Below are 24,962 nucleotides of genomic sequence, written 5' to 3' on the forward strand. Positions count from 1 at the left end.
GGATAGAGGTCATGCTGCCCGCCGCCCGCGCCGAGATCGTCGTCGACCTCGCGGCGATCCGGCACAACGTCCGGGTGCTGCGCGAGGTGGCCGGCGTCCCGGTGATGACGGTCGTGAAGGCCGACGGCTACGGCCACGGGATGGTCCCGGTCGCGCGCGCCGCCCGCGAGGCGGGCGCCGAGTGGCTCGGTGTCGCGACCCTCGACGAGGCGCTGGAGCTGCGTGCCTCCGGCGACACCGGCCGGATCCTGTGCTGGCTCTACGTCCCCGGCGAGGAGTACGACGCCGGCGTCGCCGCCGGTCTCGACCTGACCGCCTACACCCCGGCCGAGCTCGACGAGATCGAGGAGTCGGTGGGCGACACCGGCCGCACCGCCCTGGTCCAGTTGAAGATCGACACCGGCCTGTCCCGCGGCGGTGCGTCGCCCGCGTCCTGGCCGGCGCTGGTCGAGCGCGCCCGGGAGGGCGAGCGGGCCGGGCACTGGAAGGTCACCGGCATCTGGTCCCACTTCTCCTCCAGCGACGAGCCGGACGACCCGGCCAACGACGCGCAGGAGGCGTCGTTCCGGTGGGCGCTGACGGTCGCGGAGGCGGCCGGGCTGCGGCCCGAGGTGCGCCACCTCGCCAACTCCGCGGCCACCCTGCTGCGGCCCAGCTCGCGCTTCGACCTGGTCCGGTGCGGCATCGCGTCGTACGGCCTGGACCCGGCGCCGGGGGAGACCTCCGGGGTCGACCTGTGGCCGGCCATGACCGCCCGGGCCTCGCTGGCCCTGGTCAAGGACGTCGAGCCGGGCGACGCGGTCTCCTACGGCCGCACCTGGATCGCCGAGACGCCGACGACGATCGGCCTGGTGCCCGTCGGGTACGGCGACGGCGTCCCGCGCCGCTCCGGCAACCACGCCGAGGTGCTGGTCGGCGACCGGCGCCGGCCGGTGCGCGGTCGGGTCTGCATGGACCAACTGCTGGTCGACCTCGAGGGCGAGGAGCACCGGCCCGGCGAGGACGTCGAGCTGTTCGGCGACGGTCACGACGGCGGCCCGACCGCGCAGGACTGGGCCGAGGCCAGCGACACGATCAGCTACGAGATCGTCACCCGGATCGGCAGCGGCCGGATGCCGCGTCGGTACGTCGACAGCGAGACCGATCCGGGGGCGCCCGCGTGAGCGTCACCCGCAAGATCCTCGGCGCCGCGGCCGGGGCCGCCGGTCTCGCCGCGGCCGGCACCGCGGTCGGCGTCACCCGCCGGCGCCGCTCGATCGCCCGCCGGGACCCCGACGGCACCGAGTTCGGCAGCCTGCGCGGCACGCCCACCACGGTCGTCGCGTCCGACGGCGTCCCGCTGCACGTCGAGGTCGACGAGGCCGACTCGGAGCTGACCGTGGTGTTCTGCCACGGCTACGCGCTCAACCTGGACTGCTGGCACTTCCAGCGCGCGGCCTGCCGGCGCGCCGGGCTGCGGGCGGTCCTCTACGACCAGCGCTCCCACGGCCGCTCGGGCCGCTCCGACCGTGGCAACGCCACCATCGAGCAGCTCGGCACCGACCTGGCCCAGCTGCTCGACGAGGTGGTGCCGGACGGGCCCGTCGTCCTCGTCGGGCACTCGATGGGCGGCATGACGGTCGTGGCGCTGGCCGAGGAGCGCCCGGAGCTGTTCGGCGACCGGGTCGTCGGTGTCGGGCTGGTCGCGACCACCGCGGGCGGCCTCGACCCGAGCCGGCTGCTCCTGCCGTTCATCCCGTCGCGGCTCGGCAGCGGGCTCACCGACGGCGCCGTCCGCACCCTGGCCCGCAGCCACCGCACCGTCGACGGGCTGCGCCGGCTGGGCCGCTCGGTCGCCACGGTCGCCACCGACGTCTTCGCCTTCGGCGGACCGGTGCCGCCGGCGTACGTCGACTTCGTCGACGACATGCTCTCCGCCACGCCGTTCGAGGTGGTGGCCGAGTTCTTCCCGAGCTTCCGAGGCCTGGACAAGTTCGACGCGGTCGAGGTGATGGGCAAAGTGCCGACGACGATCGTCTGCGGCACCGACGACCGGCTCACCTCGATCGGGCACAGCCGCAAGCTGCACGAGCGGATCGCGGGCTCGCGCCTGCTGGAGGTCGAGGGGGCCGGGCACATGGTGATGATCGAGTCGCACGACCAGGTCGACGCGGCCCTGGAGCAGCTGTACGCCGAGGCAGGAGCCGGACGATGAGCACGACCCGGATCGTCCCGTCGGTGCACCGCGTCGGGCCGGAGGCCGCCGCCGAGGTGCTGGGTGTGGTCCGCGAGGCGTTCGCGGCCCGCCCGCCGCTCGACCCGCCCGCCGACGCGCTGACCGAGACCGAGGAGAGCCTGGCCGCGCTGCTCGGCAAGCACGGCGGCCTGGTGGCCCGGCTGGGCGAGGTGAGCGTCGGCGCCCTGGTCCTCGACCCGATCGGCGGGACGATGTACCTGCGCCGGTTCGGTGTGCTTCCGAGCGCTCAGGGCCACGGCGTCGCGGGCCGGCTGATCGATGCGGCGGTCTACGCCTCGTCCGGCTTCGACGACCTGACCGTGGTCGCCCGCGAGGAGCTGCCCCGCACCGTGCGCTTCTGGCAGCGCCAGGGCTTCCGGGAGGTACGCCGCCACTCGCCCAACGTCGAGCTGCGCCGGCCGCTGAACACCTTCGTCTTCGACGCGCCCGACGCGGAGGCCATGCGCGAGATCGGCGAGACCCTCGCCGCCCAGCTGGCGGCGGGCGACCTGCTGGTCCTCAGCGGCGAGCTCGGCGCCGGCAAGACCACCTTCACGCAGGGCATCGGGACCGGGCTGCAGGTGCGCGGCGACGTCACCTCGCCGACCTTCGTCATCGCCCGGGTCCACCCGTCCCTGGTCGACGGCCCGGCCCTCGTGCACGTCGACGCCTACCGGCTCGGCGGCATCGAGGAGCTCGACGACCTCGACCTCGACACCTCCCTCGACGAGGCCGTGACCGTCGTCGAGTGGGGGGAGGGCGTGGCCGAGGGGCTGGCCGAGTCGCGGCTCGAGGTCCGGATCATCCGGGCGCTCGCCGACGACGACCCCGACCTCGACGACCCGTCCGAGCTCGACCCGCGCCGGGTCCTGATGACGCCGGTCGGCCCGCGCTGGTACGAGCTCGACGTCCCCTCCAGCCACCGGCCGCCGCTGGCCGAGAAGCTCAACGAGAACCTGCTGCTCGACTTCCGTCGCTGCCCCGAGGCCGAGCTCGACCACCTCGACCCCGAGATCCCGCTGGTGCTGTCGCTGACGGTCGCCGAGCACCGCGACGGCTCGCAGGTCCGGGCCCTGATGGTCCGCAACCACTGGAGCCGCGAGTGGGAGCTGTCGGGCAAGGAGGTCGACGACGACCTCGGCGAGACCCCCCGCCGGGCCGCGACGACGGCGTACCTCACCGAGACCGGCGCCGAGGCCCCCGAGCTCGACTTCGTCGGGGTCGCCACCGTGCAGCTGGGCCACGAGCGCCGCATCGAGTACGCCGCCATCTACCGCTGCGTCATCGACCACCCCTCCGACGCGGCCCCGGCCGGCGACGTGAAGCAGATGGTCTGGTGGGACCTCGAGTCCGACCTGCCCGGTCTCTCGCCGATCGACGCCCATCTGGCCCGGCTCGCGCTGGGCCTCTCGTAGGTCTCTCGTAGGCTCGCGCCCGTGCTGCTCGCCTTCGACACCGCCACGCCCCTGGTCGCCGTCGCCCTCCACGACGGCGAGGACGTGGTCGTCGAGCTGACCTCCGAGCGGCCGATGAAGCACGGTGAGCAGCTCGCGCCGCTGATCGCGTCCGCCCTGGAGCAGGCCGGCCTGGTCCGCCAGGACCTGACGGCGATCGCGGTCGGCGTCGGCCCCGGCCCGTTCACCGGCCTGCGGGTCGGCCTGGTCACCGCCCGCACGCTCGGCTTCGTCCTCGAGGTCCCCGTGTACGGCGTCTGCTCGCTCGACGTCCTCGCGGTCGAGGCGGCGTCCGCCTTGGGGACCGACTTCGTCGTGGCCACCGACGCGCGGCGCAAGGAGGTCTACCTCGCGTCGTACGACGCCACGGGCGCGCGCCTGGACGGCCCGGTCGTGTCGAAGCCCGCGGACGTCGCGTCCGACCTGCCGGTGGTGGGGGAGGGCGGGTCGCTCTACCCCGACGCGTTCCCGCACGCCACCGGCCCGCAGCGTCCCAGCGCCGGCTGGCTGGCCCGTACGGTCGCCGAGGAGCTGGCCGAGATCGTCGACCCGGAGCCGCTCTACCTGCGCCGGCCGGACGCCGAGCTGCCGCGGCCGCCGAAGAAGGTCTCATGATCCGCGCGGCGACCCTCGCCGACGTCGAGGAGGTCGCTGCGCTCGAGGCCGAGAACCTCGGCGCCGACGCCTGGTCGCCGCACCTGGTCGGCGAGGGCATCGCCGGCAACCTGCCGACCGTGTTCTACCTGGTCGCCGAGGTCGACGGGGCCCTGGTCGGGCACGCCGTCGTGAGCGCGGTCGCCGACATCGCCGAGCTGCAGCGCATCGCCGTCACCCCCGCGGCCCGCCGTACCGGGCTGGCGACGGCGCTGCTGGACGAGGGCGGCCGCCTGGCCCGCGCGTCCGGCGCGGACCGGCTGCTGCTGGAGGTCCGCGAGGACAACGCCGGCGCGCTGCGCTTCTACGCCGATCGCGGCTTCGTCGAGATCGACCGCCGGCCGCGCTACTACGCCGACGGCACGACCGCGATCGTGCTGCGGCTGCCGCTGGTCAGCGGCTGCGGGTAGGACCCGCGAGTTCCGGCCGGGCGCCCCGGTCGGGCACGATGGTCGGGTGAGCGACGAGCCCCTGGTCCTCGGCATCGAGACGTCCTGCGACGAGACGGGTGTCGGCATCGTGCGCGGCCGCACCCTGCTGGCCGACGCGGTCGCGAGCAGCGTCGAGGAGCACGCGCGCTTCGGCGGCGTGGTCCCCGAGGTGGCCAGCCGTGCCCACCTGGAGGCGATGGTCCCGACCATCGAGCGCGCCTGCGAGACCGCGGGCATCCGGCTGCGCGACGTCGACGCGATCGCCGTGACCAGCGGACCCGGCCTCGCCGGCGCGCTGCTGGTCGGCGTCGCCGCGGCCAAGGCGCTGGCGCTCGGGCTGGGCAAGCCGATCTACGGCGTCAACCACCTCGCCTCGCACGTCGCGGTCGACCAGCTCGAGCACGGCCCGCTGCCCGAGCCGTGCCTGGCCATGCTGGTCAGCGGTGGCCACTCCAGCCTGCTCCGGGTCGAGGACGTCACCAGCGGCGTCCAGCCGATGGGGGCCACCATCGACGACGCCGCCGGCGAGGCGTTCGACAAGGTCGCCCGGCTGCTCGGCCTGCCGTTCCCGGGCGGTCCCCACATCGACCGGGTCGCCCGCGAGGGCAGCAGCGTGTACGTCGACTTCCCGCGCGGTCTGTCCTCCCGCCGCGACCTGGAGCGGCACCGCTTCGACTTCTCATTCTCGGGGCTCAAGACGGCCGTCGCGCGCTGGGTCGAGGCGCGCGAGCGGTCCGGCGAGCCGGTGCCGGTCGCCGACGTGGCGGCGTCGTTCCAGGAGGCGGTCTGCGACGTGCTCGTCCGCAAGGCGCTGGACGCCGCCACCTCCGAGGGCATCGAGGACCTGCTCATCGGCGGCGGCGTCGCCGCCAACTCGCGACTCCGGGCGGTCGCCGAGGAGCGGGCGTCGAAGCTGGGCATCCGGGTCCGGGTCCCGCGCCCCGGCCTGTGCACCGACAACGGCGCGATGGTCGCCGCCCTCGGCGCCGAGATGGTCGCCCGCGGCCGGACGCCGTCCCCGCTCGACCTGCCCGCCGACTCCAGCCTGCCGGTGACCGAGGTTCTGGCCGGCTAGGTCGGAAACTGACGGGCGGGGCCACCCGGAGCGTGCGTCCCGTCGAGCCGGCCCGTCAGTTTTCTGGCCTCGCGACCGCCGGGCCGGGAGGTCAGCCCTCCGCGGTCTCCGGCTCCGGCTTCTTCTCGTCGCCGTGACCCGGCCACCAGGCGGCGTGCCCGATCAGCGCGGTGATGGCCGGGGTGAAGAACATCGACATCACGAAGGCCGCGACGAAGATGCCGAAGGCGATCGAGAAGCCCATCGTCACCAGCAGCGAGTTGCCGGCCAGCATGAGGGACGCGAACGTGCCCGCCAGGATCACGCCCGCGGCGGCGATCGTCGGCCCCGCGTGGTGCACCGCCTCGGCCGCGGCGTCGCGCGAGCTCTTGCCCTCCCGTGACTCCTCGCGGAGCCGCGCGATCATCAGGATGTTGTAGTCGGTGCCGAGGGCGACCACGAACAGGTAGATGTAGATCGGCAGCAGGAAGATCAGCCCGCTCTCGCCGGCGGCGTGCTGGAAGACCAGCACCGCGGCGCCGAGCGTCGCGCCGAAGCCGAGCCCGACCGAGGCCATGAGGTAGAGCGGCGCGACCAGGGAGCGCAGGAGCAGGGCCAGGATGATCATGATGATGACGGCGGCCACCGGGAAGACCACGGCGTAGTCGCGGTTCATCGCCGCCTGGAAGTCGACGAACACCGAGGTGAGCCCGCCGACGTACGCCTCGCTGCCCTCGGGGGCGGCCGCGTCGGCCGCCGGTCGGAGCCCGTCCTTGACGTCGCCGAGCGCCGCGTCCGAGGACGGGTCCTCCTTCAGCGTCACGATGAAGAGCGCCGTCGTGCCGTCCTCGGACGGCACCGCGTCCGGGGAGACCGCGGCCACGCCCGGGGCCTTCGCCAGGGCGGCCGAGAAGGCGGCGAAGTCGGCCGGATCGAGCCCGTCGTCGGCGTGCAGGACGATCGGCGTCGGCTGGGTCGCGCCGGCCGAGAAGCCACCGTCCTCCAGCGTCTCGGTCGCCTGTGCCGACTCGACGGTCGACGACGAGCCGGCCGAGCCCAGGTCGAAGGTCGGGTTGAAGCCCAGTGCGAACACGGCGAGTACGGCGAGGGCGCCGCCCGAGGCGAGCGCGAAACGGACCGGGTGCTTGCCCAGCGACGTGCCGATCGACCCGAACCGGGTGCCGGTGGCCGGCTGCTTCCAGTTCTTCGAGGGCCAGAACAGGGCGCGGCCGAGCACGGTCACCACGGCCGGGACCAGGGTGAGGGACGCGACGAGGGTGACGGCGACCGCGATGGCCAGGGACGGCCCGATGGACCGGAAGATGCCCAGGCTGGAGAGGGCGAGCGTCATGAAGGCCACGAAGACCGCGGCACCGGCCGAGGCGATCGCCTCACCGGCGCGCTCCAGCGCCTGGGCGACCGCCGAGCGGTGCTCCTCGCCCGCCCGCATCCGCTCGCGGTAGCGGAACAGGAAGAACAGGATGTAGTCGGTGCCGATGCCGTAGAGGACGACGATCAGGATGACGCTCGTCGAGTCGTCCTTCTGGAGGTCGAAGACCTTGGCCGCGACGTCGATGAGGCCGTTGGCGATGACCGAGATGCCGCCGACCAGGAAGATCGGCATGATCGCGATGATCACGCTGCGGAAGATGATGCCGAGCAGCACGACGATCAGCACGATCGTGGCCACGCCGACGATCAGCTCCGCGTTGCTGCCGGACTCGGCCTGGTCGTAGGTCTGGGGCAGGGACCCGGTCGTCTGCGCCCGCAGGTCGGTCCCGTCGGTGGCCTCGGCCAGGCCGTCGCGCAGGTCCTCGACCTGGTTGTACTCGTCGGGGTCCTGGCCGGTCACGTCCGGGTCGAGGGCCAGGTTGGCGATCGCGACCTGCTGCGTCGGCGACACCTGCAGCTCCCCGGCGGCGGTGAAGACCTCGGGCAGGTCCAGGCCGCTGACGATCTTGCCGGCCTTGGTCTGGTCGTCGGCCGTGAGCGGCTCGCCGTCGGTCCGGTCGAACACGATCGTGGCGCCGGAGTCCTGCTGCTGCGGGAACGCGTCGCTGATCAGGTTGGTGGCCTTGATCGACTCGTAGGAGTCGGGCAGGAAGTCGGCCTGGTCGGTGGTCGACTCGACCTTCGGGGCGAAGGCGACGACCAGGACCGCGAAGACGAGCCACGCGGCGATGACGTACCAGGGACGACGGGACGCGAGGCGACCGAGAGCACCGAACATGACCCTCAACCTAGCGACGCCGTACCCCGGGGTGCATGCGACTTAGGTAGCGATGTTCGGGGTCATTCGGAGAAGGCGAACTCGAGGGCCTCCTCGGGGTTCCCGCCGGGGACCGGACCGGCGAGGACCTCGCTGGAGCCGTCCGAGATCCCGTGCCGGGTGAGCTCCCAGCCGGCGCCGTCGAGGCCGGCGGTGCTGACGAGGAGATGGTCGGCGTCGGCCCACGCTGCCCCGGTCACGACGGCCCCGTCCCGGGGCTCGTACCGCAGGACCGTCGACCCCAGACCGAGGTCCAGGACCGTCACTCCGTCGTACACGCCGCCGTCGCCCTCCAATGCGAGCAGATGCTGGCCGTCGGGGGAGAAGCGCAGGCCGGTCGTCTCGCAGGTCCGGGCCTCGAGGGCCCCGGCGGCTACGTCGTACAGGCCGGAGCAGCCGTACTGGGGGTCGCTTTCGTCGGGGTACCGGACCGACCAGAGCGTGCCATCCGGGCTGACGTCCTCCACGCGGAGCGGCTCCGGGAGAGCCAGCGGCTCGGCGCCGTCCAGCGTGATGTCGTACTGCGTAGTGCTCCCGTCGCCGGCCAGTACTCGGCACCCGCCGGCGGCGCAGTCGGAGCCGAGCACCGCGTCGACCATCCCTACGGCCTCGCCCGCCATCGGGATCCCGGGGAAGGCCACCGGATCGGTGACGCCGGACTCGAGGACCTGCACGCGTAAGTCGTCACCGACCCAGGCGGCCGCGCGCCCGTCACCCGTGGTCAGGTCGTTCAGGGCCGTGCGGTAGCGGGTGATGCCCGGTACCCGGTCGTCGACGACGAGGACGGTCCGGCCCGTGGTCGCGACGACCCGGCCGTCGTCCAGCACCGCAAACTCGGTCACGTCGGGGCCGAACGGCACCGGTCGGACCGACCCGTCCGGCGCCGTGAGGTCGCCGCTGGAGTCGAGCACCGATGCGCCGCCGCGGAGTGGGGTGGGAGCCGGCTCCGGCGCCGGGTCGACCCCCCGGTCGTCGCCGCCCACGAGAACAGCGGTGGGGACGACGACGGCGAGCACGGCAGCCGCCACCCCCACCGCGGCCGCGCGGCGTCGGCGTCGGAGGCCCCGGGCCCGGCCCTGGACGTCGCCGAGGGTGAAGGGCGCGTCGTACAAGGCGCCGGCCTGCTGGTCGAGGGAGCGGACGAGCCGCTCCTCGAGGGTCTGGTCGTTCATCGCTCCTCCTCCCGGGGGTCGAGTGCGGCGGGGGTGCGCTCACGCAGGGTGGCGAGCGCCCGGCTGGCCTGGGACTTCACGGTCCCGACGGTGATCCCGAGGACCTCGGCGGTCTCGGCCTCGGTCAGCTGCTCGTAGTAGCGCAGCACCACCACGGCGCGCGCCTTGCGGGGCAGCGTCTGCACGACCTGCCAGAGCGCGTCGCCGGTGCCCTCGTCGTACGCGTCGACGTGCGGGGCGCCCTCGGGCACGACCTCGGTCGCGTGCTCGCGGCGCTTCCAGCCTCGCCGCCACACGGAGTTGTTCTCGTTGACCAGGATCCGCCGTACGTAGCCGTCGACGGCGCCGCGGTCGCGCACCTTGTCCCAGCTCAGGTAGAGCTTGGCCAGCGCGGTCTGCAGGACGTCCTCGGCCTGGTGCCGGTCGCCCGTGAGCAGGTACGCCGTCCGCAGCAGCGCCGGCTGCCGCGCGGCGAGGTACGCCGTGAACTCCGCGTCCCGGGCCTCCGAGCGGCTCATGCCCCCAGTGTCGGGGCCCGCTCTCTCGGTGGTCTGCATCTGCCTCTCCCGTCCGTGTCGAGAGGAGGACGCGATCGCCGCGGAAAGGGTTGCAGTCAGCCGAGAAGGACGTACCGCGGCCGGTTCGGGTCGTAAGACGCCGGCGAGGTCGCCCGTTCGACCGACCCGTCGCTCCCGAGCCGGATCACCGCCGTGCGTCCGTGCCGGACCACCACCGCGAGCACGTGTCGCTCGTCCTCCCAGCCGAGCTGCAGCACCTGGCGGAACGGCAGCCGGAGCGACGCCACCACCGACCCGTCGTCCGCGTCCAGGATCCGGAGCCCGGACGAGGGCCGGGCCAGCACCCGGGTTCCGCGCGGGCTGAACGACTCCAGCGAACCGTGGCCGTAGCGCCACAGGAGCTCCCCGTCGAGGGTCACCACCCGGCCCCGGTCGCCCCGCCAGCCGATCAGGCGTCCGTGCGCGGCGTCGACGTCGGCCACTCCGTCGATCCCGGGGACCCGCTCGGGCGTGTGGACGAAGTCGGTGATCCACGCGCCACCGGGACGGGGCTGGTTGTAGACGACGCGCGACCCGAGCAGGCCGACGACCGAGGCGAGCCCGGTGACGGGCTGGGAGTCCCGGCCCGAGCCGTCGGGACGGGCCCGGACGATGTCGGCGTGGACGACCTCGGCCGTCTCCGGGCAGAGGAACTCGGTCCAGGCCGCCCATCGACCGGTGCCGACCGGCGTGCCGCTCGAGCACCACTCGTCGGTGACCCGCCCGTCACGCAGAGCGGCGAGTCCGACGGTGCCCTCGAACCAGCGCGTGTCGGAGACCAGGAACCCGCCGTCGTACGGCACCGCGCCCGAGACGCCGTGCCGCGCCCCCAGCGTCGTACGGCGGCCGCGGGCGTCGACGTAGGCGCCGTGGTCGACGTACGCGACCCGCGGGGGCGGCCCGGCCGGCAGATCGGCGAGCGCTGACCGCGGTGGTGCCGTCGTCGCAGAGCCCGGCGCGGTGGGGGCGGTCGACGTCGGCGGGAGAGCGGCTGGGTCCGCCGTCCCGGCGCACCCCGTGGACAGCACGGCAGCGAGCAGCAGGGTGGTGGTTCTCATGCTCGTTCCACGTCTCGCCCTCCCCAGCGGTTGTCACGGGAACTTGTTCGGCGCCGGCCCGAACCGTCGGGCCCGGTCCTCGTCGTAGGGCGCGGTGTCGGTCGCCCGCTCGAACGTCCCGTCGAGCGTGCTGCGAAGCATCGCCTCGGTCCGGTCCTGGCTGACGGCGATCAGCAGGTGCTCGTCGTCCTCCCAGGCCAGCTGCCAGACCTGGACGCCCGCGGGCAGCGCGATCTCGTGCAGCGGCTCACCGGTCCCGCTGTCGAGCGCCGCCAGGACGGTGGGTACGGCTCCGGCCCTCGCCGCGACGACCATCGAGCCGTCGGGGCTGAACGCCAGGGGGCTCCAGCCCGGCGCGCTCCACATGACCATCCCGGTGCTCCCGTCGACCACGGCGCCGGTCGGCACCATCTGCTCGGGCGTCGGCTCCCCGGCCAGGCGACCCGCGACGAGACCGAGCCGCTCGTCGACGTCGACGGCGGTGCCCAGCACATCGAGGTGCGTGGGGGAGTCGCCCGGGGTGACGATCGCCGGTGGTCCCTCGTTGAGCGAGTTGACGACCACCCCGTCGCCCAGGAAGCCGACCGGTCCGGCGTCCACGATCGGCAGCGGTGCGGTCCGCTCGCCACCGTCGCCGCCGGTCGGACCCACGTGGAGGATCGGGTCCGAGCGGTCGCAGCCGCTGGTCGTGTACGCCGTGCGCAGGCCGTCGTCGCTCACCGCGAACCCGCCGCCGGCGTAGCAGCGGCGCGACACCTCGCGCAGCCGCCCGTCGAGCAGCGTGATGCGCCTGTCACCGAAGGAGGTGACCAGGAAGCCCCCGTCGTACGGCGTCGCCCGGGTGACCTGGTCGAGGGGCAGGGTGGTGCGGGTGCCGTCGGCGGCGACGTAGTCGCTGCCGTCCAGCCACGCGACGCCCGGCAGGTCGCCGAGCGGGACGTCCCCGAGCCGGACGTCCGGCGTCGGCGGCGTCGGGTCGGGGGCGCTGTCGGGCCGGTTCCCGGCGGTCAGGACGAATGGCGTCGCCAGCACGGCGACGACGACCGCGGCCACCGCTGCCGTCGTGGCCCGGCGACGGCGCCGGATCCGCCGGGCGGTCGAGACGACGTCGGCCAGCGGGGTGCGCGGGTGGTCGGTGTGGTCGACCCGGGCGCGCAGCGCGTCGCCGAGCAGGTCCTCGGTGCTCATGCCAGCTCCTCGGGGAGGTGGGTCCGCAGCGAGGCGAGGGCCCGGCTCGCCTGCGACTTGACGGTGCCCACGGAGATGCCGAGCACGTCCGCGGTCTCGGCCTCGGTCAGCTGCTCGTAGTAGCGCAGCACGATCACGGCCCGCTGCCGCGGCGGCAGGGTGGCCACGAACCGCCAGACCGCCTCGCGGCGGCCGTCGTACTCCTCGGCGGCGGAGCCGCTGTCCGGGATCTCCTCGGTCAGGACCTCGCGCCGGCGCCACGGTCGGCGCCACGCGGAGCGGTGCTCGTTGACGAGGATCCGGCGTGCGTAGGCGTCGACGTTGTCGCGGTCGGCCAGTCGGTCCCAGGCCAGGTAGAGCTTGGCGAGCGAGGTCTGGACGAGGTCCTGCGCGGTGTGCACGTCGCCGGTCAGCAGGTGCGCGAGCCGCTGCAGGGTGGGCTCGCGGGCGACCAGCCAGGACTCGAAGTCCGTCACTGATCCGCTCCTCGTCCCCGTCTGCTGCACACCCCCTACACGAGGACGGCCCGCATACGGTTGCATGAGTCCGTCAGGTTCCGAGGAGAGGGAGCAGCATGCAGCAGGTCAAGGCCGTCGTCGCGAAGGCCAAGGGGGCACCCGTCGAGGTGGTCACCATCAACGTTCCCGACCCGGGCCCGGGCGAGGCGGTCGTGCAGGTCCAGGCCTGCGGGGTCTGCCACACCGACCTCCACTACCGCGAGGGCGGGATCAACGACGAGTTCCCGTTCCTGCTCGGCCACGAGGCCGCGGGGATCGTCGAGGCGGTCGGCGCGGACGTGACCGGCGTGGCCCCGGGCGACTTCGTGATCCTCAACTGGCGCGCGGTCTGCGGCGAGTGCCGCGCCTGCAAGCGCGGCGACCTGCAGTACTGCTTCAACACCCACAACGCGACCCAGAAGATGACCCTCGAGGACGGGACCGAGCTCTCCCCGGCCCTCGGCATCGGCGCGTTCGCCGAGAAGACCCTGGTCGCCGCCGGGCAGTGCACCAAGGTCGACCCGTCGGCCCGCCCGGCCGCGGTCGGCCTGCTCGGCTGCGGCGTGATGGCCGGCATCGGCGCGGCCATCAACACGGGCGCCGTCACGCGGGGCAAGAGCGTCGCGGTCATCGGCTGCGGCGGCGTCGGCGTGGCCGCGATCGCCGGCTCCGCGCTGGCCGGCGCGAGCCCGATCATCGCCGTCGACATCGACCCCAAGAAGCTCGAGAAGGCGAAGGAGATGGGCGCGACGCACACGGTCGACTCGTCCCAGGTCGACCCGGTCGAGGAGATCAAGCGGATCGCCGCCGAGACGTACGACGGCGCCGACGGCGCCGACGTGGTCATCGAGGCCGTCGGGCGCCCGGAGACCTGGAAGCAGGCGTTCTACGCCCGCGACCTGGCCGGCACCGTGGTCCTGGTCGGCGTCCCGACCCCGGACATGAAGGTCCCCGACCTGCCCCTGATCGACGTGTTCGGCCGCGGCGGAGCCCTGAAGTCCAGCTGGTACGGCGACTGCCTGCCGACCCGCGACTTCCCGATGCTGGTCGACCTCTACCAGCAGGGCCGGCTCGACCTGGACGCGTTCGTGACCGAGGAGATCGGCATCGACGACATCGAGGCCGCCTTCGACAAGATGCACCACGGCGACGTGCTGCGATCGGTCGTCATCCTGTGACCGCCCGGGTGGACCACGCGGTGGTCAGCGGGACCTTCAGCCTCGACGGCGAGACCTTCGACGTCGACAACAACATCTGGGTCGTCGGCGACGACGCGGAGTGCGTGGTCATCGACGCCCCCCACGACGTGGACGCGATCATGGCCGTGGTCGGCGACCGCGCCGTACGCGCGATCCTGCTGACCCACGCCCACGACGACCACTCGCGGAAGGCGCCGGAGCTGCGCGAGCGGATCGTCGCGCCGATCATGCTGCACCCCGATGACAAGCCGCTGTGGGAGCTCACGCACCCCGACCACCTCTGGGACGTCGACCTCGGCGACGGCTTCGAGATCATGGTCGGCGGCACCCTGCTCCGGGCGCTGCACACCCCCGGCCACGCCCCGGGCGCGGTCTGCTTCCACGCCCCCTCGCTGGGTGCCGTGTTCACCGGAGACACGCTCTTCCAGGGCGGGCCGGGCGCCACCGGGCGCAGCTTCAGCGACCGCCCGACCATCGAGGCCTCGATCCGCGCGAAGCTCTTCGCGCTCCCGGACGAGACGGTCGTGCACACCGGCCACGGCGACGACACCACCATCGGTGCCGAGAAGGCCGCGCTCGGCGCCTGACGCCAGACGTCCCGGGCCGGCAGGACCTCCGGCCCGGGACCCGGTCACCTTCGCCTCTGCCGACACGCCGACGGCCGACGACAACCTGGACTCATCAGCACGGGACACCAGGTCCCGGGCAGGAGATCCAGGAGGGTCACCATGCGCGCCGCATTCGACAGACTCATCTCGTGGACGGGGGTGCTCCTGGCAGCGGTGCTGCTGATCGCGGGCGGCCTCCTCACCTGGGCCAACACCTTCATCGGGGACCAGGTCGAGCAGCAGTTCTCGGCCCAGGACATCGTGATGCCCGAGGGCGACGCGCTGACCTCCCTGCCCGACGCCGACCGTGAGGCCCTCGAGGAGTACGCCGGCAGCCCGCTCGACACCGGTGCCGAGGCCAAGGCCTTCGCGGATCACTACATCCAGGCCCACATGAACGCGCAGGGTGCCGCCCTCAACGACGGTGAGGCCGTCACCTACGAGGAGGCCAGCGCCAAGGGCCGCGAGCTGTCGGCCGCCGTCGCCGACAACCCGGCCGCCACCCAGGCGCAGATCGACGAGGCGGACGCCTGGATGGGCCTGCGCGAGTCGCTCTTCATGGGCAACACCCTCCGTGGTCTCCTCCTCTACGGCTACGCGTTCGCCACCATCGGCACCATCGCCGGGATCGCGGCGATCGTCTCCTTCGTCGGCGCGGGCTTCCTGCTCCTGCTCGGCGCGGTCGGGCTGGTCCACGCCCGCCGGACCGCCACCCGGACGGCAGGCGCGCCCGTCCCGCAGATGGCCTGAGCCCCAGGTCGTCGTACCGGCCCTGCTGGGTCGGCCCTCAGAAGGGTCGGACCAGCAGGGCCGTTCCCTGTCCGGCGACCCGGGTCAGCACGATCGTGGCCTCGTCGTCACCGCGCAGGTCGAGCCGCTTGCGCAGCTGCTCGGGGACGACGTCCACACCCCGCTTCTTGATCGTCAGCCGCCCGATGCCGCGCTCGCGCAGGGCGGCCCGCAGCTGCTTCTCGCGGTAGGGCAGCTCGGTCAGCACCTCGTAGCCGCGGGCGAACGGGGTCGCGAACGACTGCTCCGAGGTCACGTAGGCGATGTGCTCGTCGACCAGCCCGCCGCCCACCCCGGACGCGACCGCGGTGACCAGCCCGGCCCGGATGACCGCGCCGTCGGGCTCGTAGAGGTACCGCCCGACCGGGACCACGCCGACCGCGCCGGGCCCCGGGTCGTCCTCGTCGGTGATGGTGGCCAGGCCGCCGTCGCCGATCACCGTCGCCCGGCGCGCGGTCGTGGCCAGGCTGCCGGACCAGAGCGCGGCCTCCTTGACCTCACCGTGGTCGCTGACCCACTCCGCCTCGACGCCAGCGGGCACCAGCCCGTGCGGGATGCCCGGCGCGACCTTCACGCAGGAGTCCCGGCGCAGCAGCCGCTCGACGAAGGGCCACGGCGGCGTCCAGTCGTCCACGTCGAACGACCGTCCCCGTCCGGTACGGCGGGCCGGGTCCGCGAACGCCACGTCGAACGGCGCCGGGTCGACCGTGGTCGCGTCGGCGACCATCACCGCGCCGGGCAGGCCGAGCGCCTCCAGGTTGGCGCGGGCGACCTCCACCCGGACCGGGTCCAGGTCGACGCCGGCGCAGGTGATGCCGGCCCGGGCCGCGGCCATCAGGTCGCCCCCGATCCCGCAGCCCAGGTCGACCAGCGTCGTCGTACGGAACGCCTCGAGACGCGCGGCGCGGTGCTCGGCCACCGGCACCCGGGTCGCCTGCTCGAGGCCGTCGGGGGTGAAGTAGAGCCGCGGTGCCAGGTCGCCGAACTTGGGGACCGCGCGCAGCCGCAGCGTGGCCTGGGTCAGCGCGGCCGCCACCTGCTCGGCGGAGGCGTCGCGGCGCAGGGCGGACTGGGCGCGCAGGGGGTCGTCGCCGGCGACCTCGGTGGCCCGGGCCAGCAGCTGCTGGCCGGGCTCGGTGAGCAGCCAGCGGAAGGCGTCGAGGTCCACGTGGTGATCCTGTCAGGCCCGGTTTCAGGGAGCGCGGTCGGCGGAACCTTCTCGTCGTGCCCCGACGCCTCCTCGCCCCGCTCGCCGTGGTGCCCCTCCTGCTCGGGGGATGCAGCCTGGGAGACGACGCGACCGGCGACCAGGACGACCGGCCGGTGGTCGCCGTGGGCGACGTCATCGAGGGCCGGGCGGTGCTGCCCGAGGTGACTCGGGGCATCGAGGTGCGGCTCCCGTCGGGCCCGGCGTACTTCGAGGTCGACGACGACCTGCGGGCCGTGCCGGACGACGAGGTGCCGGGGGAGTTCGAGGACGTGCCCGCCGCCGACGACGCCCGCGTCCTCCGGCTGGCCTGGGGACGCGAGTTCCTCGGGTACGGCTCGGACGTCATGCGCCTGATGACCGGGTCCGACGTCGGGGACGAGGGCCTCGACGTGACGCTCGCCCTGGTCGCCGACGGCCGACGCACCGAGGTGCCCGATGTGGGGCAGCTCAACGGCGTCGGTGACCCCGACCGCGTCTACGTCGGGGTGCCCCGCGATGCCGACGACCTCGCGCTGGAGGTGACCTACGACGGCGTCACCCAGACCGTCGACCTCGCGACCCGTGCGGTCGACCCCGGCCGGGCGGCCGGCCTGTACGACGTCCCGCTGGCGGCCGACCGCTCGCTCGGCGACGGCGGGGGCTCCTGTCCCGTCTCCGAGCGCACCCGCGGGCTCGAGCCGCTGTTCGCGTGCGGCGTCCTGGACTCGTGGGAGGTGCCGTACGTCGACGGCCTGGGCTGGGCGGGCACCGGCCAGGTCTGGTTCGTCGCCGACGCCTCGAGCGACCTGCTCGCGCTGCGGTGGATCGGCGACGACGACCTGACCGACTACCGCACCCGCCTGCGGACGTGGGAGGTGCTCGCCGACGGGGTGCGCCCCGTCTCGACGTTGCCGCGGCGCCTCGGCAACCAGCAGGACGACAAGCGGGTCGTCTTCGCGGTCGAGCCTCGGGAGCGCCACCGGGTCTCCTTCCGGGCGACCTACGTGGGCCGGCCCACCGGCACCCTGCTCCCCGGTGCGCCCGCGCGCCCGACGGTGACCCTGGAGCGCTCCGTGCGCGTGCCCGAACCCGGTGCCGACGACTGAGCAGGGGCGGCCCTGGCACTCCGTGGGGCAGAGTGCTAGTTTCGGAGCTGGCACTCTCCCCGTGAGTGTGCCAGCGCTTGTGAGGCCGGTTCGACCCCCGCGACGGCGTACCGGAACCGCAGGCACCAGACGTGTTTCACCCGCCATCCGAAGTTCGAAAGTGGAGGTCGACATCGTGTCGGTCAACATCAAGCCCCTCGAGGACCGCATCGTCGTCAAGACGCTCGAGGCCGAGCAGACCACGGCTTCCGGCCTGGTCATCCCGGACACCGCCAAGGAGAAGCCCCAGGAGGGCGAGGTCATCTCGATCGGCCCCGGCCGCATCGACGACAACGGCAACCGGGTCCCGCTCGACGTCGCCGTGGGCGACAAGGTCATCTACAGCAAGTACGGCGGCACCGAGGTCAAGTACGCCGGCGAGGAGTACCTCATCCTCTCCGCGCGCGACGTCCTCGCCGTCGTTTCCTGATTTCACTCCGGGTCGTGTGGCTCAGCGTGCGCTCCGGCGCCCGTTGAGCCGCACGACCCGAACTCGTTAGAGGAGAGCAATGCCCAAGATCCTGGAGTTCGACGAGAACGCCCGCCGCGCGCTCGAGCGCGGCGTGGACAAGCTCGCCAACGCCGTCAAGGTGACGCTCGGCCCCAAGGGCCGCTACGTCGTCCTCGACAAGAAGTGGGGCGCCCCGACCATCACGAACGACGGCGTGACCGTCGCCCGCGAGATCGAGCTGGACGACCCGTTCGAGAACCTCGGCGCGCAGCTGACCAAGGAGGTGGCCACCAAGACGAACGACGTCGCCGGTGACGGCACCACCACGGCCACCGTGCTCGCCCAGGCGATGGTCCACGAGGGTCTGCGCGCGGTCGCCGCCGGCGCCAACCCGATGGGCCTCAAGCGGGGCATGGACGCCGCGGCCGCCGCCGTCGGCGACGCCCTGCGCGCGGCCGCCCGCGACGTGGACTCCAAGGAGGACATGGCCTCGGTCGCCACGATCTCCAGCCGCGACGCCCACATCGGCGAGCTGCTCGCCGAGGCCTTCGACAAGGTCGGCAAGGACGGCGTGATCACCGTCGAGGAGTCCAACACCATGGGCACCGAGCTGGAGTTCACCGAGGGGATGCAGTTCGACAAGGGCTACATCTCGGCCTACTTCGTGACCGACCAGGAGCGCATGGAGGCCGTCCTCGACGACCCCTACATCCTCCTTCACCAGGGGAAGATCTCCTCGATCCAGGAGCTGCTGCCCCTGCTCGAGAAGGTCATCCAGGCCGGCAAGCCGCTGTTCATCCTCGCCGAGGACGTCGACGGCGAGGCGCTGTCGACGCTGGTCGTCAACAAGATCCGCGGCACGTTCAACGCCGTCGCGGTGAAGGCCCCGGCCTTCGGCGACCGCCGCAAGGCGATGATGCAGGACATCGCCACCCTCACCGGTGGCCAGGTCATCGCCCCCGAGGTCGGGCTCAAGCTCGACCAGGTCGGCCTCGACGTGCTGGGCACCGCCCGCCGCGTCGTGATCACCAAGGACGACACCACGATCATCGAGGGCGCGGGTGACTCGGCCGAGGTCGAGGGCCGCGTCAACCAGATCAAGGCCGAGATCGAGAACACCGACTCCGACTGGGACCGCGAGAAGCTCCAGGAGCGCCTCGCGAAGCTGGCCGGCGGCGTGTGCGTGATCAAGGTCGGTGCCGCCACCGAGGTGGAGCTGAAGGAGAAGAAGCACCGCATCGAGGACGCCGTCTCCGCGACGCGCGCCGCGATCGAGGAGGGCATCGTCCCCGGCGGCGGCTCCGCGATCATCCACGCGGTGTCGGTGCTCGAGGGCGACCTCGGCCTCACCGGTGACGAGGCGACCGGCGTCCGCGTGGTCCGCAAGGCGGCCGACGAGCCGCTGCGCTGGATCGCCGAGAACGGTGGTGAGAACGGCTACGTCGTGACCACCAAGGTCCGCGAGCTCGGCGTCGGCAACGGCTACAACGCCGCCACCGGCGAGTACGGCGACCTGGTCGCCCAGGGCGTCCTCGACCCGGTCAAGGTGACCCGCTCCGCGCTGGTCAACGCGACCTCGATCGCGGCCATGCTGCTGACGACCGAGACGCTGATCGTCGAGAAGCCCGAGGAGGAGGACGAGTCCGCAGCCGCTGCCGGCGGCCACGGGCACGGCCACGGTCACTGACCCCTCCGCACCACCCGCACCACGCCGAGTCGGCGTGAGTTTGCTGCCGAGTCGGCGCGAACTCGCGCCGACTCGGCGATTTCGGGGTCAGTCCCTCAGCGCGGCGAGGTGCTGGGTGGCGCCCTTGCCGCCGTTCACCGGTGTGCTCCAGAAGAACTGGTTCGGTTCGCCGGTCGAGCCGCCGACGCTCCAGGAGGACAGCGTGTCGCTCAGCCGCAGGAAACGGTCGGTCCGCAGGTCGTAGACGTAGGTGCCCGCGTCACCGTCGTCGGTGTGGACCGTCAGGTTGACCACGTCGCTTCCGCGGGGCAGCCAGCCCACGGCGTCGCTGTCCTGGATCGTGACCACCTGGTCGCCGTCGGTGCTGAGGATCTGCACCCGGTCGTCACGCTCGCCCTCGGCGTAGGTGCCGCAGTACTGGCTCATCACGATCCGGTCGCCGACGGCCCCGAGGTTCAGCAGGTTGCATCGCTCGCCCGTGTCGGGGTCGAAGTCGGTGACCTCGTCCGACGCGAGGTCGCGCACGTGCACGCGTCCGGCGTCGCCGTTGCTGGAGTCGGTCCACACCATCGCGGTCTCGGTGAAGGCCACGTCGCCGACCACCAGCTGCTCGTCCCGCACATCGGTGGGGTCGGTGAGCGAGACCGACCAGAGCCGGTAGGTGTCGCCCTCGGCGTCGGCGTCCTCGGCGTCGCCGTCGGGGCCTGTCGGCCACCCGCCCTCCGGGATCGCACCGCGGGTGTCGGGGGTGGTCACGTAGAGGCGTCCGTCCGGCCCGACGTCTCCCAGGGCGTGCTCCACCCGGGGCAGGTCCCGCCAGCTCGTGGTGCTCCACATCCGGGCGTCCCGGTCGAAGACGTACGCGAGCAGGTCGGCCTCCATGCCGTCGTCGGAGATGTCGGACTCGTCCAGCCCGAGCAGCACGAGTCGGTCCCGGCCGAGCTGGGCCGGCCAGACCTGGGCCTGCCCGATGCCCGGGTCGGGCAGCCAGTCCTTCTCACCGGTCGCCGGGTCCATCAGGGCGTAGGTCGTCGTCCGCCCGTTGGCCTCGCGTGGGCCGTCCTGGAAGAGCACCAGGCCGTCGTCGGTGACACCGTCGAGGTACTGCCCGTTGTCGGCGTCCAGGTCCTCGTTCGTGTACGACGTCAGCTCGTCGTAGTCGCGTCCGGCCACGGCCGCCTCGGCATCGGCCAGCCGGAGCACGGGCGCGTCCGGGCGCGGCGGGTTGCCGGCGACCGGCCCGTCGGTCCCGGTCCCCGGGCCGCCCCAGGTCAGCGCGCCGGCCGTCACGACGGCCGCGGTGGCCAGGGCGACCGCGCCGACCGCCCCGCGGCGGCGCCGTACCCGCCGGCGGGCGGTGGTGACCACCGCCGCGACGTCGACGTCGTCCGGGGGCGCGTCGTCCGCGCTGTCCCGCATCAGGTCCACCAGGTCGTTCACCATCACTGCCTCCCCATCACGTCGAAGACGAGCTCGTCGCGCGACGAGCTCTCGAAAGCCGACCGCAGCGACGTCAGCGCCCGCGAGGTCTGGCTCTTGACCGTCCCCTCGCTGCAGCCGAGCGTGGCCGCGGTCTCGCGGACGTCGAGCTCCTCGAAGTACCGCAGGACGACACAGGCCCGCTGGCGCGGCGGCAGGCCCGCCAGCGCTGCCATCAGGGCGGCCCGGTCGGTCACCGCCGCGGCCACGTCCTCGGTCGACGGCCGGTCCAGGTCGGGGTCGGCCGGGAGCTCCCGGCTCGACCGCCGCCGCGACTCGTCGATGACCACGCTGGCCACCGCGCGCCGGGCGTAGGCGAGCTCTCCGCCCTGCTTCTGCAGCTTCGGCCAGCGCACGTAGACCCGGACCAGCGCCTCCTGCACGTGGTCGCGGGCCCGGTCCCAGTCGCCGCCCAGCAGGTACGCCGTACGCCGCAGCCGGGTCCGCGAGGCCAGGGCGAACTCGGTGAAGGCCTGCTCGTCCGTCCGGTTCACCCGCGTCCCTCTCGTCGTCCCATGCCGAGAAGAACGGGGTCAGGGCCGGATCGGTTGCATGACGGTCTCCCCACAGTTCGGCGCCACCGGTCCGCGCTCGAGTCCCCGCAGGAGGTAGACCGGGCGGCCGTCGCAGCCGGTGCCGTGGACGTCGTAGCGCTCCTCGACGAGGCGGCGCAGGCGCGCACCGCCGTCCTCACTCCAGGTCGTGAAGCCGACCCACTCGACCAGCCAGGTGGGGGCGTCGGGGCCGGCGACGAGGGTGTCGAGGTCGTCGAGGTCGGGGTCGAGGGTGCGCATCGGCAGGCTCCACAGGTGCTCGTACGGCGACCGCAGCCCGCTGGCCAGCTGCAGGTCGGCCCGGCCGCCGAAGACCACGAGCGTGTCGCCGGGCTCGGCCGCGGCCTCGATGGCGACGCCGGTGTCGTGCTCGTGGAACTCCTGCAGCCCGGCGGCGTTGAGCACGGACCAGCCGACCAGGCAGACCAGCGCCGAGACGGCCGCCCCGAGCACGACGGCCCGCATCCGGCGCCCGCCGGGGTCGGACCGGGTGACCAGCAGGGCCGCGGCCAGCGCGGCGCCGGGGACCAGCGGGAAGAGGTAGTCGCGCCAGAAGCTGCCGCCGTAGACCAGGGCGAGGGTGTCGGTGACCAGCAGCGCGGCGGTCGCGGCGGTCAGGGCCCGGTCGGCCGACCACAGCTCGCGCACGTGCCACACGAAGCCGCCCACCACGATCAGCAGCCCGGACACCAGGGCGGCCACGATCAGGACGCCGGCGCGCAGCACCGGGGCGTCGGGCGAGCCGGCCGCGATCGCGGACGCGGCGTCGGAGCGAAAGCCGACCAGGTCGTACCAGAGCACGTCGAGGTGCACGCCGGCCGAGAGCGCCCAGGCGATCGTCGCCACCGTCGTCGCGGACGCGCCGACCAGGCCGGCGGCCGCGAGCCGGGCCACCTCGCCCGGGCGCAGCACCCGGGTGAGCCCCGACGCGAGCAGCAGCACCGCGGCGAAGACCAGCCCGCCGACCAGGTTCTGCTTGATGTGCGGCGCGGTGCCGGCGGCCAGGCCGGCCAGCAGGGCCAGCCACGCCGAGCGCCGTCGTACGGCGAGCAGCGTGAGCGCGCACGCCGCCATCACGAACGGCAGCCCCAGCAGCTCGCCCTTCACCGCGACCGCGTCGATGACCGTGGTGGAGGTGATGGTGGCGACGCAGACCGCCGTCCAGCGGGCCGACCGCTCGTCGGCCACGAGCCGCGCGGTCCAGGCCGCCAGCACGACGAGGAGCGCACAGGCGAGCGCGCCCAGGACCCGGATGAACAGCGGACCGCCGAGGTCGTCGGAGCCGCGGAAGATCGCGATCAGCAGCGGCGGGCGGTCGACGAAGAACGGTCCGTAGAGGTGCTCCGGCGACGGGTCCCAGGCGCGGGCCACGAGGGTGAAGCCGGCTTCGTCGGCCCGGATCGGCCGGGTCAGCCCGGGCAGCCGCAGCAGGAACGCGGCGACGGCGGAGATCGCGATCGTGTGCCGGGCGTCGACCCAGCCGATGAGCCGGCCCATGCCGGACACCTTCTCAGACACCCCTCGATCTGATTTGTTGCACGCAGGTAACAGGGTCGACGCGGGTGCGCAACGTCGTGCGAGGAGGGTGGGGAGCATGCTGTGGAGAGTTCGTACGACGCTGCCCGACCGTCCCGGAGCACTCGCCGTCCTCGCCCAGCACTGCGGGGCGGCCGGGGTGAACATCCTGGGGTTGCAGATCTTCCCCGACATCGAGAACGTCACCGACGAGCTGGTGCTCCGGACCCCCGACGGGTGGGGGACCACCGAGATCGCCGGGCTGATCGAGGGCTCCGGCGCCGTCTTCGTGAACGCGGCCCCCTGCACCGAGGCCGCGCTCTCCGACCAGCCGACCCGCTACGTGCAGGCCGCCCGGACGATCCTGGCCCAGCCGGCGTCCTTCCCCGAGGTCATCGCCCAGCTCTTCGACGCCGAGGCCGACCCGGCGACCGGCGCCGGGATCGCCCAGGACGTCATGGAGATGACGGTCGGCGACGTCCAGGTGCAGGTGCGTCGGCAGGCGCCCTTCACGCCGACCGAGCACGCCCGCGGCGCGGCGATGGCCGACCTGGTCAGCGACGTCCTGCAGCGCAGCAAGGAGTCGGCCGCGATCGGCTCCAACACCACGGGTCGCCGTCTCGGCGGCGGGCAGACGCCCGACTACGTCAACGAGGGCGACTCGGTCTCCGCGATCATGGGGGACGTCGTGGTCGGCCTCGCGACCGTCCAGCCGGCACTGGCCGACGACCCCGAGGTGCGCCCGGTGATCCTGCGGGTCGACCCGACCTGGCAGCGCCGCGGCATCGGCACCCGGCTGCTCGTCGACGCCTCCCGGCTCGCGCACCGGATGGGGGCTGCCGAAATCATCCTGACCACCCGCTCCGACAACCAGGCCGTTCTGCCCATGGTCCTGGCCGCCGGCATGCGCGGCCGGATCCGGATGGCCGCCGACGTGCTCACCGTCCGGGTCCCCGTCCGCGACCTGAAGCCCCTGGGCTAGGCGCAGCCGAGGTCCTGCACGGTCGCGGGCCAGAGCTCCGCGTCGTCACGGGCGCCGACGTAGGCCCGGGACCGGTCGGCCGCGAGCCACAGGTGGTCGCCGTCCCGCTCGAAGCCGGTGTCGACCGCATCGGCCGGCACGGTCACGTGCGCGGCGTACTTCTCCGTGAAGTAGTCGGCCCACAGGTCTCGCTGCGGCTCGCGGACGTAGGTCCGCCCACCGAGGTAGAGGAAGACCATCGACTCCCAGCCGCAGTGCTCGGGTCCGACCCAGGCCTCCAGCCCGGACTTCGGCACCGGCCGCCCGTCGGCGTCGGTCCAGACCTGCAGCCCGATCTCCTCGGCGTACGCCGGCAGCTCGACCGGGTCGCACTGCGCCCACGACTCGACGTACCAGCCGTCGCCGCCGGCGCCCTCGGTCCCCTCTCCGTCGTGCACGACCAGCGCCTGCTTCGGCGTCCCGTCGTCGGCCTCGACGACGTAGAGCACCCGGTCGTCGGTCTCCGCCGCGACCCGGAGGTCGTCGGGGTCGAGCCCGTACGGCCCGTGCTCGCCCCACTCGAGCGCCTGCTCCGCGCTGTCCGCGGTCGCACCCTCGCCGTAGACCTCGGCGTCCTCGAACCCGCCGGTTCCCCAGGTGTCGCAGTCCACGACGTCGCCCGCTGCCCCGGCCTCCGGGTGGGTCGCCTCGGCACGGGTCACGAACAGCGGGCCGTCGTACGTCCTGGCCGCCTGCTCACGTCCGTCCTCGCACCCGGCGAGCAGGGGCACCAGGAGGGCGAGGGCGAGGAGTCGACGCATGCCCGTACGACGCGC

General features: G+C 73.4%; 24 protein-coding genes. 13 read left to right on the plus strand and 11 right to left on the minus strand.

Features of this window, described 5'->3' with window-relative positions; all coding sequences use genetic code 11:
- Positions 1 to 11 precede the first annotated feature (11 nt).
- The 6 genes from alr to tsaD are packed head-to-tail and all read left to right on the plus strand — an operon-like array spanning position 12 to position 5,829.
- The gene (gene alr, locus BLT76_RS00990; RefSeq protein ID WP_090849859.1) at positions 12 to 1,163 is read left to right on the plus strand and encodes an alanine racemase; all 1,152 of its coding nucleotides are present in this window, start codon (positions 12 to 14) and stop codon (positions 1,161 to 1,163) included.
- Positions 1,160 to 2,194, plus strand: a complete 1,035-nt coding sequence (locus BLT76_RS00995; protein WP_090849861.1) for an alpha/beta fold hydrolase — start codon at positions 1,160 to 1,162, stop codon at positions 2,192 to 2,194. The genes alr and BLT76_RS00995 overlap by 4 nt, the downstream gene beginning before the upstream one ends.
- Complete coding sequence (gene tsaE, locus BLT76_RS01000) at positions 2,191 to 3,630, plus strand: tRNA (adenosine(37)-N6)-threonylcarbamoyltransferase complex ATPase subunit type 1 TsaE (protein WP_139175365.1); 1,440 nt, start codon at positions 2,191 to 2,193, stop codon at positions 3,628 to 3,630. Before BLT76_RS00995 ends, tsaE begins: the two co-directional genes overlap by 4 nt.
- 21 nt (positions 3,631 to 3,651) lie before the next feature.
- Positions 3,652 to 4,284: a tRNA (adenosine(37)-N6)-threonylcarbamoyltransferase complex dimerization subunit type 1 TsaB gene (gene tsaB, locus BLT76_RS01005; protein WP_090849863.1), complete on the plus strand. Its 633-nt coding sequence runs from the start codon at positions 3,652 to 3,654 to the stop codon at positions 4,282 to 4,284.
- Positions 4,281 to 4,733 (plus strand): ribosomal protein S18-alanine N-acetyltransferase, encoded by a 453-nt coding sequence (rimI, locus tag BLT76_RS01010; protein WP_090849866.1) that lies wholly within the window; start codon positions 4,281 to 4,283, stop codon positions 4,731 to 4,733. Before tsaB ends, rimI begins: the two co-directional genes overlap by 4 nt.
- Positions 4,734 to 4,779: 46 nt before the next feature.
- Complete coding sequence (tsaD, locus tag BLT76_RS01015) at positions 4,780 to 5,829, plus strand: tRNA (adenosine(37)-N6)-threonylcarbamoyltransferase complex transferase subunit TsaD (RefSeq protein ID WP_090849868.1); 1,050 nt, start codon at positions 4,780 to 4,782, stop codon at positions 5,827 to 5,829.
- Positions 5,830 to 5,920: 91 nt separating this feature from the next.
- Here the strand turns inward: tsaD and BLT76_RS01020 are convergent, their stop codons facing one another.
- The 6 genes from BLT76_RS01020 to BLT76_RS01045 form a co-directional block, all read right to left on the minus strand.
- Positions 5,921 to 8,038 (minus strand): MMPL family transporter, encoded by a 2,118-nt coding sequence (locus BLT76_RS01020; RefSeq protein ID WP_090849870.1) that lies wholly within the window; start codon positions 8,036 to 8,038, stop codon positions 5,921 to 5,923.
- Positions 8,039 to 8,100: 62 nt separating this feature from the next.
- The gene (locus BLT76_RS01025; RefSeq protein WP_090849872.1) at positions 8,101 to 9,249 is read right to left on the minus strand and encodes a hypothetical protein; all 1,149 of its coding nucleotides are present in this window, start codon (positions 9,247 to 9,249) and stop codon (positions 8,101 to 8,103) included.
- Positions 9,246 to 9,767 (minus strand): SigE family RNA polymerase sigma factor, encoded by a 522-nt coding sequence (locus BLT76_RS01030; protein ID WP_090849874.1) that lies wholly within the window; start codon positions 9,765 to 9,767, stop codon positions 9,246 to 9,248. Before BLT76_RS01030 ends, BLT76_RS01025 begins: the two co-directional genes overlap by 4 nt.
- Positions 9,768 to 9,862: 95 nt before the next feature.
- Complete coding sequence (locus BLT76_RS01035) at positions 9,863 to 10,864, minus strand: hypothetical protein (protein ID WP_090849876.1); 1,002 nt, start codon at positions 10,862 to 10,864, stop codon at positions 9,863 to 9,865.
- A 33-nt stretch (positions 10,865 to 10,897) separates the two neighbouring features.
- Positions 10,898 to 12,052: a hypothetical protein gene (locus BLT76_RS01040; protein WP_090849878.1), complete on the minus strand. Its 1,155-nt coding sequence runs from the start codon at positions 12,050 to 12,052 to the stop codon at positions 10,898 to 10,900.
- Positions 12,049 to 12,528: a SigE family RNA polymerase sigma factor gene (locus tag BLT76_RS01045; RefSeq protein WP_244509200.1), complete on the minus strand. Its 480-nt coding sequence runs from the start codon at positions 12,526 to 12,528 to the stop codon at positions 12,049 to 12,051. The genes BLT76_RS01040 and BLT76_RS01045 overlap by 4 nt, the downstream gene beginning before the upstream one ends.
- A gap of 98 nt (positions 12,529 to 12,626) precedes the next feature.
- Between BLT76_RS01045 and BLT76_RS01050 the strand changes: the two genes are divergently transcribed.
- The 3 genes from BLT76_RS01050 (at position 12,627) to BLT76_RS01060 (ending at position 15,106) form a co-directional block, all read left to right on the plus strand.
- Positions 12,627 to 13,727 (plus strand): S-(hydroxymethyl)mycothiol dehydrogenase, encoded by a 1,101-nt coding sequence (locus tag BLT76_RS01050; protein WP_090849884.1) that lies wholly within the window; start codon positions 12,627 to 12,629, stop codon positions 13,725 to 13,727.
- Positions 13,724 to 14,335, plus strand: coding sequence for an MBL fold metallo-hydrolase (locus BLT76_RS01055; protein ID WP_090849886.1), 612 nt, complete (start codon positions 13,724 to 13,726; stop codon positions 14,333 to 14,335). Before BLT76_RS01050 ends, BLT76_RS01055 begins: the two co-directional genes overlap by 4 nt.
- A 141-nt stretch (positions 14,336 to 14,476) precedes the next feature.
- Positions 14,477 to 15,106 carry a hypothetical protein gene (locus BLT76_RS01060; RefSeq protein ID WP_090849888.1) on the plus strand — a complete coding sequence of 210 codons (630 nt, stop codon included), beginning with the start codon at positions 14,477 to 14,479 and terminating at the stop codon, positions 15,104 to 15,106.
- 37 nt (positions 15,107 to 15,143) lie between these two features.
- Here the strand turns inward: BLT76_RS01060 and BLT76_RS01065 are convergent, their stop codons facing one another.
- Positions 15,144 to 16,313 carry a class I SAM-dependent methyltransferase gene (locus tag BLT76_RS01065; protein WP_090849890.1) on the minus strand — a complete coding sequence of 390 codons (1,170 nt, stop codon included), beginning with the start codon at positions 16,311 to 16,313 and terminating at the stop codon, positions 15,144 to 15,146.
- Positions 16,314 to 16,369: 56 nt separating this feature from the next.
- Here BLT76_RS01065 and BLT76_RS01070 point away from each other — a divergent pair, with 56 nt between their 5' ends.
- From BLT76_RS01070 to groL, 3 genes are all read left to right on the plus strand, one after another.
- Positions 16,370 to 17,440 carry a hypothetical protein gene (locus tag BLT76_RS01070; protein ID WP_090849892.1) on the plus strand — a complete coding sequence of 357 codons (1,071 nt, stop codon included), beginning with the start codon at positions 16,370 to 16,372 and terminating at the stop codon, positions 17,438 to 17,440.
- A 175-nt stretch (positions 17,441 to 17,615) separates the two neighbouring features.
- Positions 17,616 to 17,909, plus strand: coding sequence for a co-chaperone GroES (groES, locus tag BLT76_RS01075; protein ID WP_090850792.1), 294 nt, complete (start codon positions 17,616 to 17,618; stop codon positions 17,907 to 17,909).
- 79 nt (positions 17,910 to 17,988) lie between these two features.
- Positions 17,989 to 19,617: a chaperonin GroEL gene (gene groL, locus BLT76_RS01080; RefSeq protein ID WP_090849894.1), complete on the plus strand. Its 1,629-nt coding sequence runs from the start codon at positions 17,989 to 17,991 to the stop codon at positions 19,615 to 19,617.
- Positions 19,618 to 19,704: 87 nt separating this feature from the next.
- On the opposite strand, the gene BLT76_RS01085 is transcribed toward groL, so the two are convergent.
- The 3 genes from BLT76_RS01085 to BLT76_RS01095 are packed head-to-tail and all read right to left on the minus strand — an operon-like array spanning position 19,705 to position 23,168.
- Positions 19,705 to 21,057, minus strand: a complete 1,353-nt coding sequence (locus BLT76_RS01085) for a hypothetical protein (RefSeq protein WP_170866891.1) — start codon at positions 21,055 to 21,057, stop codon at positions 19,705 to 19,707.
- 2 nt (positions 21,058 to 21,059) lie between these two features.
- Positions 21,060 to 21,590 carry a SigE family RNA polymerase sigma factor gene (locus tag BLT76_RS01090; protein ID WP_090849898.1) on the minus strand — a complete coding sequence of 177 codons (531 nt, stop codon included), beginning with the start codon at positions 21,588 to 21,590 and terminating at the stop codon, positions 21,060 to 21,062.
- A gap of 39 nt (positions 21,591 to 21,629) precedes the next feature.
- Positions 21,630 to 23,168: an ArnT family glycosyltransferase gene (locus BLT76_RS01095; protein WP_170866892.1), complete on the minus strand. Its 1,539-nt coding sequence runs from the start codon at positions 23,166 to 23,168 to the stop codon at positions 21,630 to 21,632.
- Positions 23,169 to 23,244: 76 nt separating this feature from the next.
- Between BLT76_RS01095 and BLT76_RS01100 the strand changes: the two genes are divergently transcribed.
- Positions 23,245 to 24,147 (plus strand): GNAT family N-acetyltransferase, encoded by a 903-nt coding sequence (locus BLT76_RS01100; protein WP_244509201.1) that lies wholly within the window; start codon positions 23,245 to 23,247, stop codon positions 24,145 to 24,147.
- On the opposite strand, the gene BLT76_RS01105 is transcribed toward BLT76_RS01100, so the two are convergent.
- The gene (locus BLT76_RS01105; RefSeq protein ID WP_090849902.1) at positions 24,144 to 24,947 is read right to left on the minus strand and encodes a hypothetical protein; all 804 of its coding nucleotides are present in this window, start codon (positions 24,945 to 24,947) and stop codon (positions 24,144 to 24,146) included. The two genes, BLT76_RS01100 and BLT76_RS01105, sit on opposite strands and share 4 nt — an antisense overlap.
- Positions 24,948 to 24,962: the final 15 nt, after the last annotated feature.

Origin of the sequence: Nocardioides lianchengensis (genome assembly GCF_900101465.1) — a bacterium.
Lineage (GTDB): Bacteria > Actinomycetota > Actinomycetes > Propionibacteriales > Nocardioidaceae > Nocardioides > Nocardioides lianchengensis.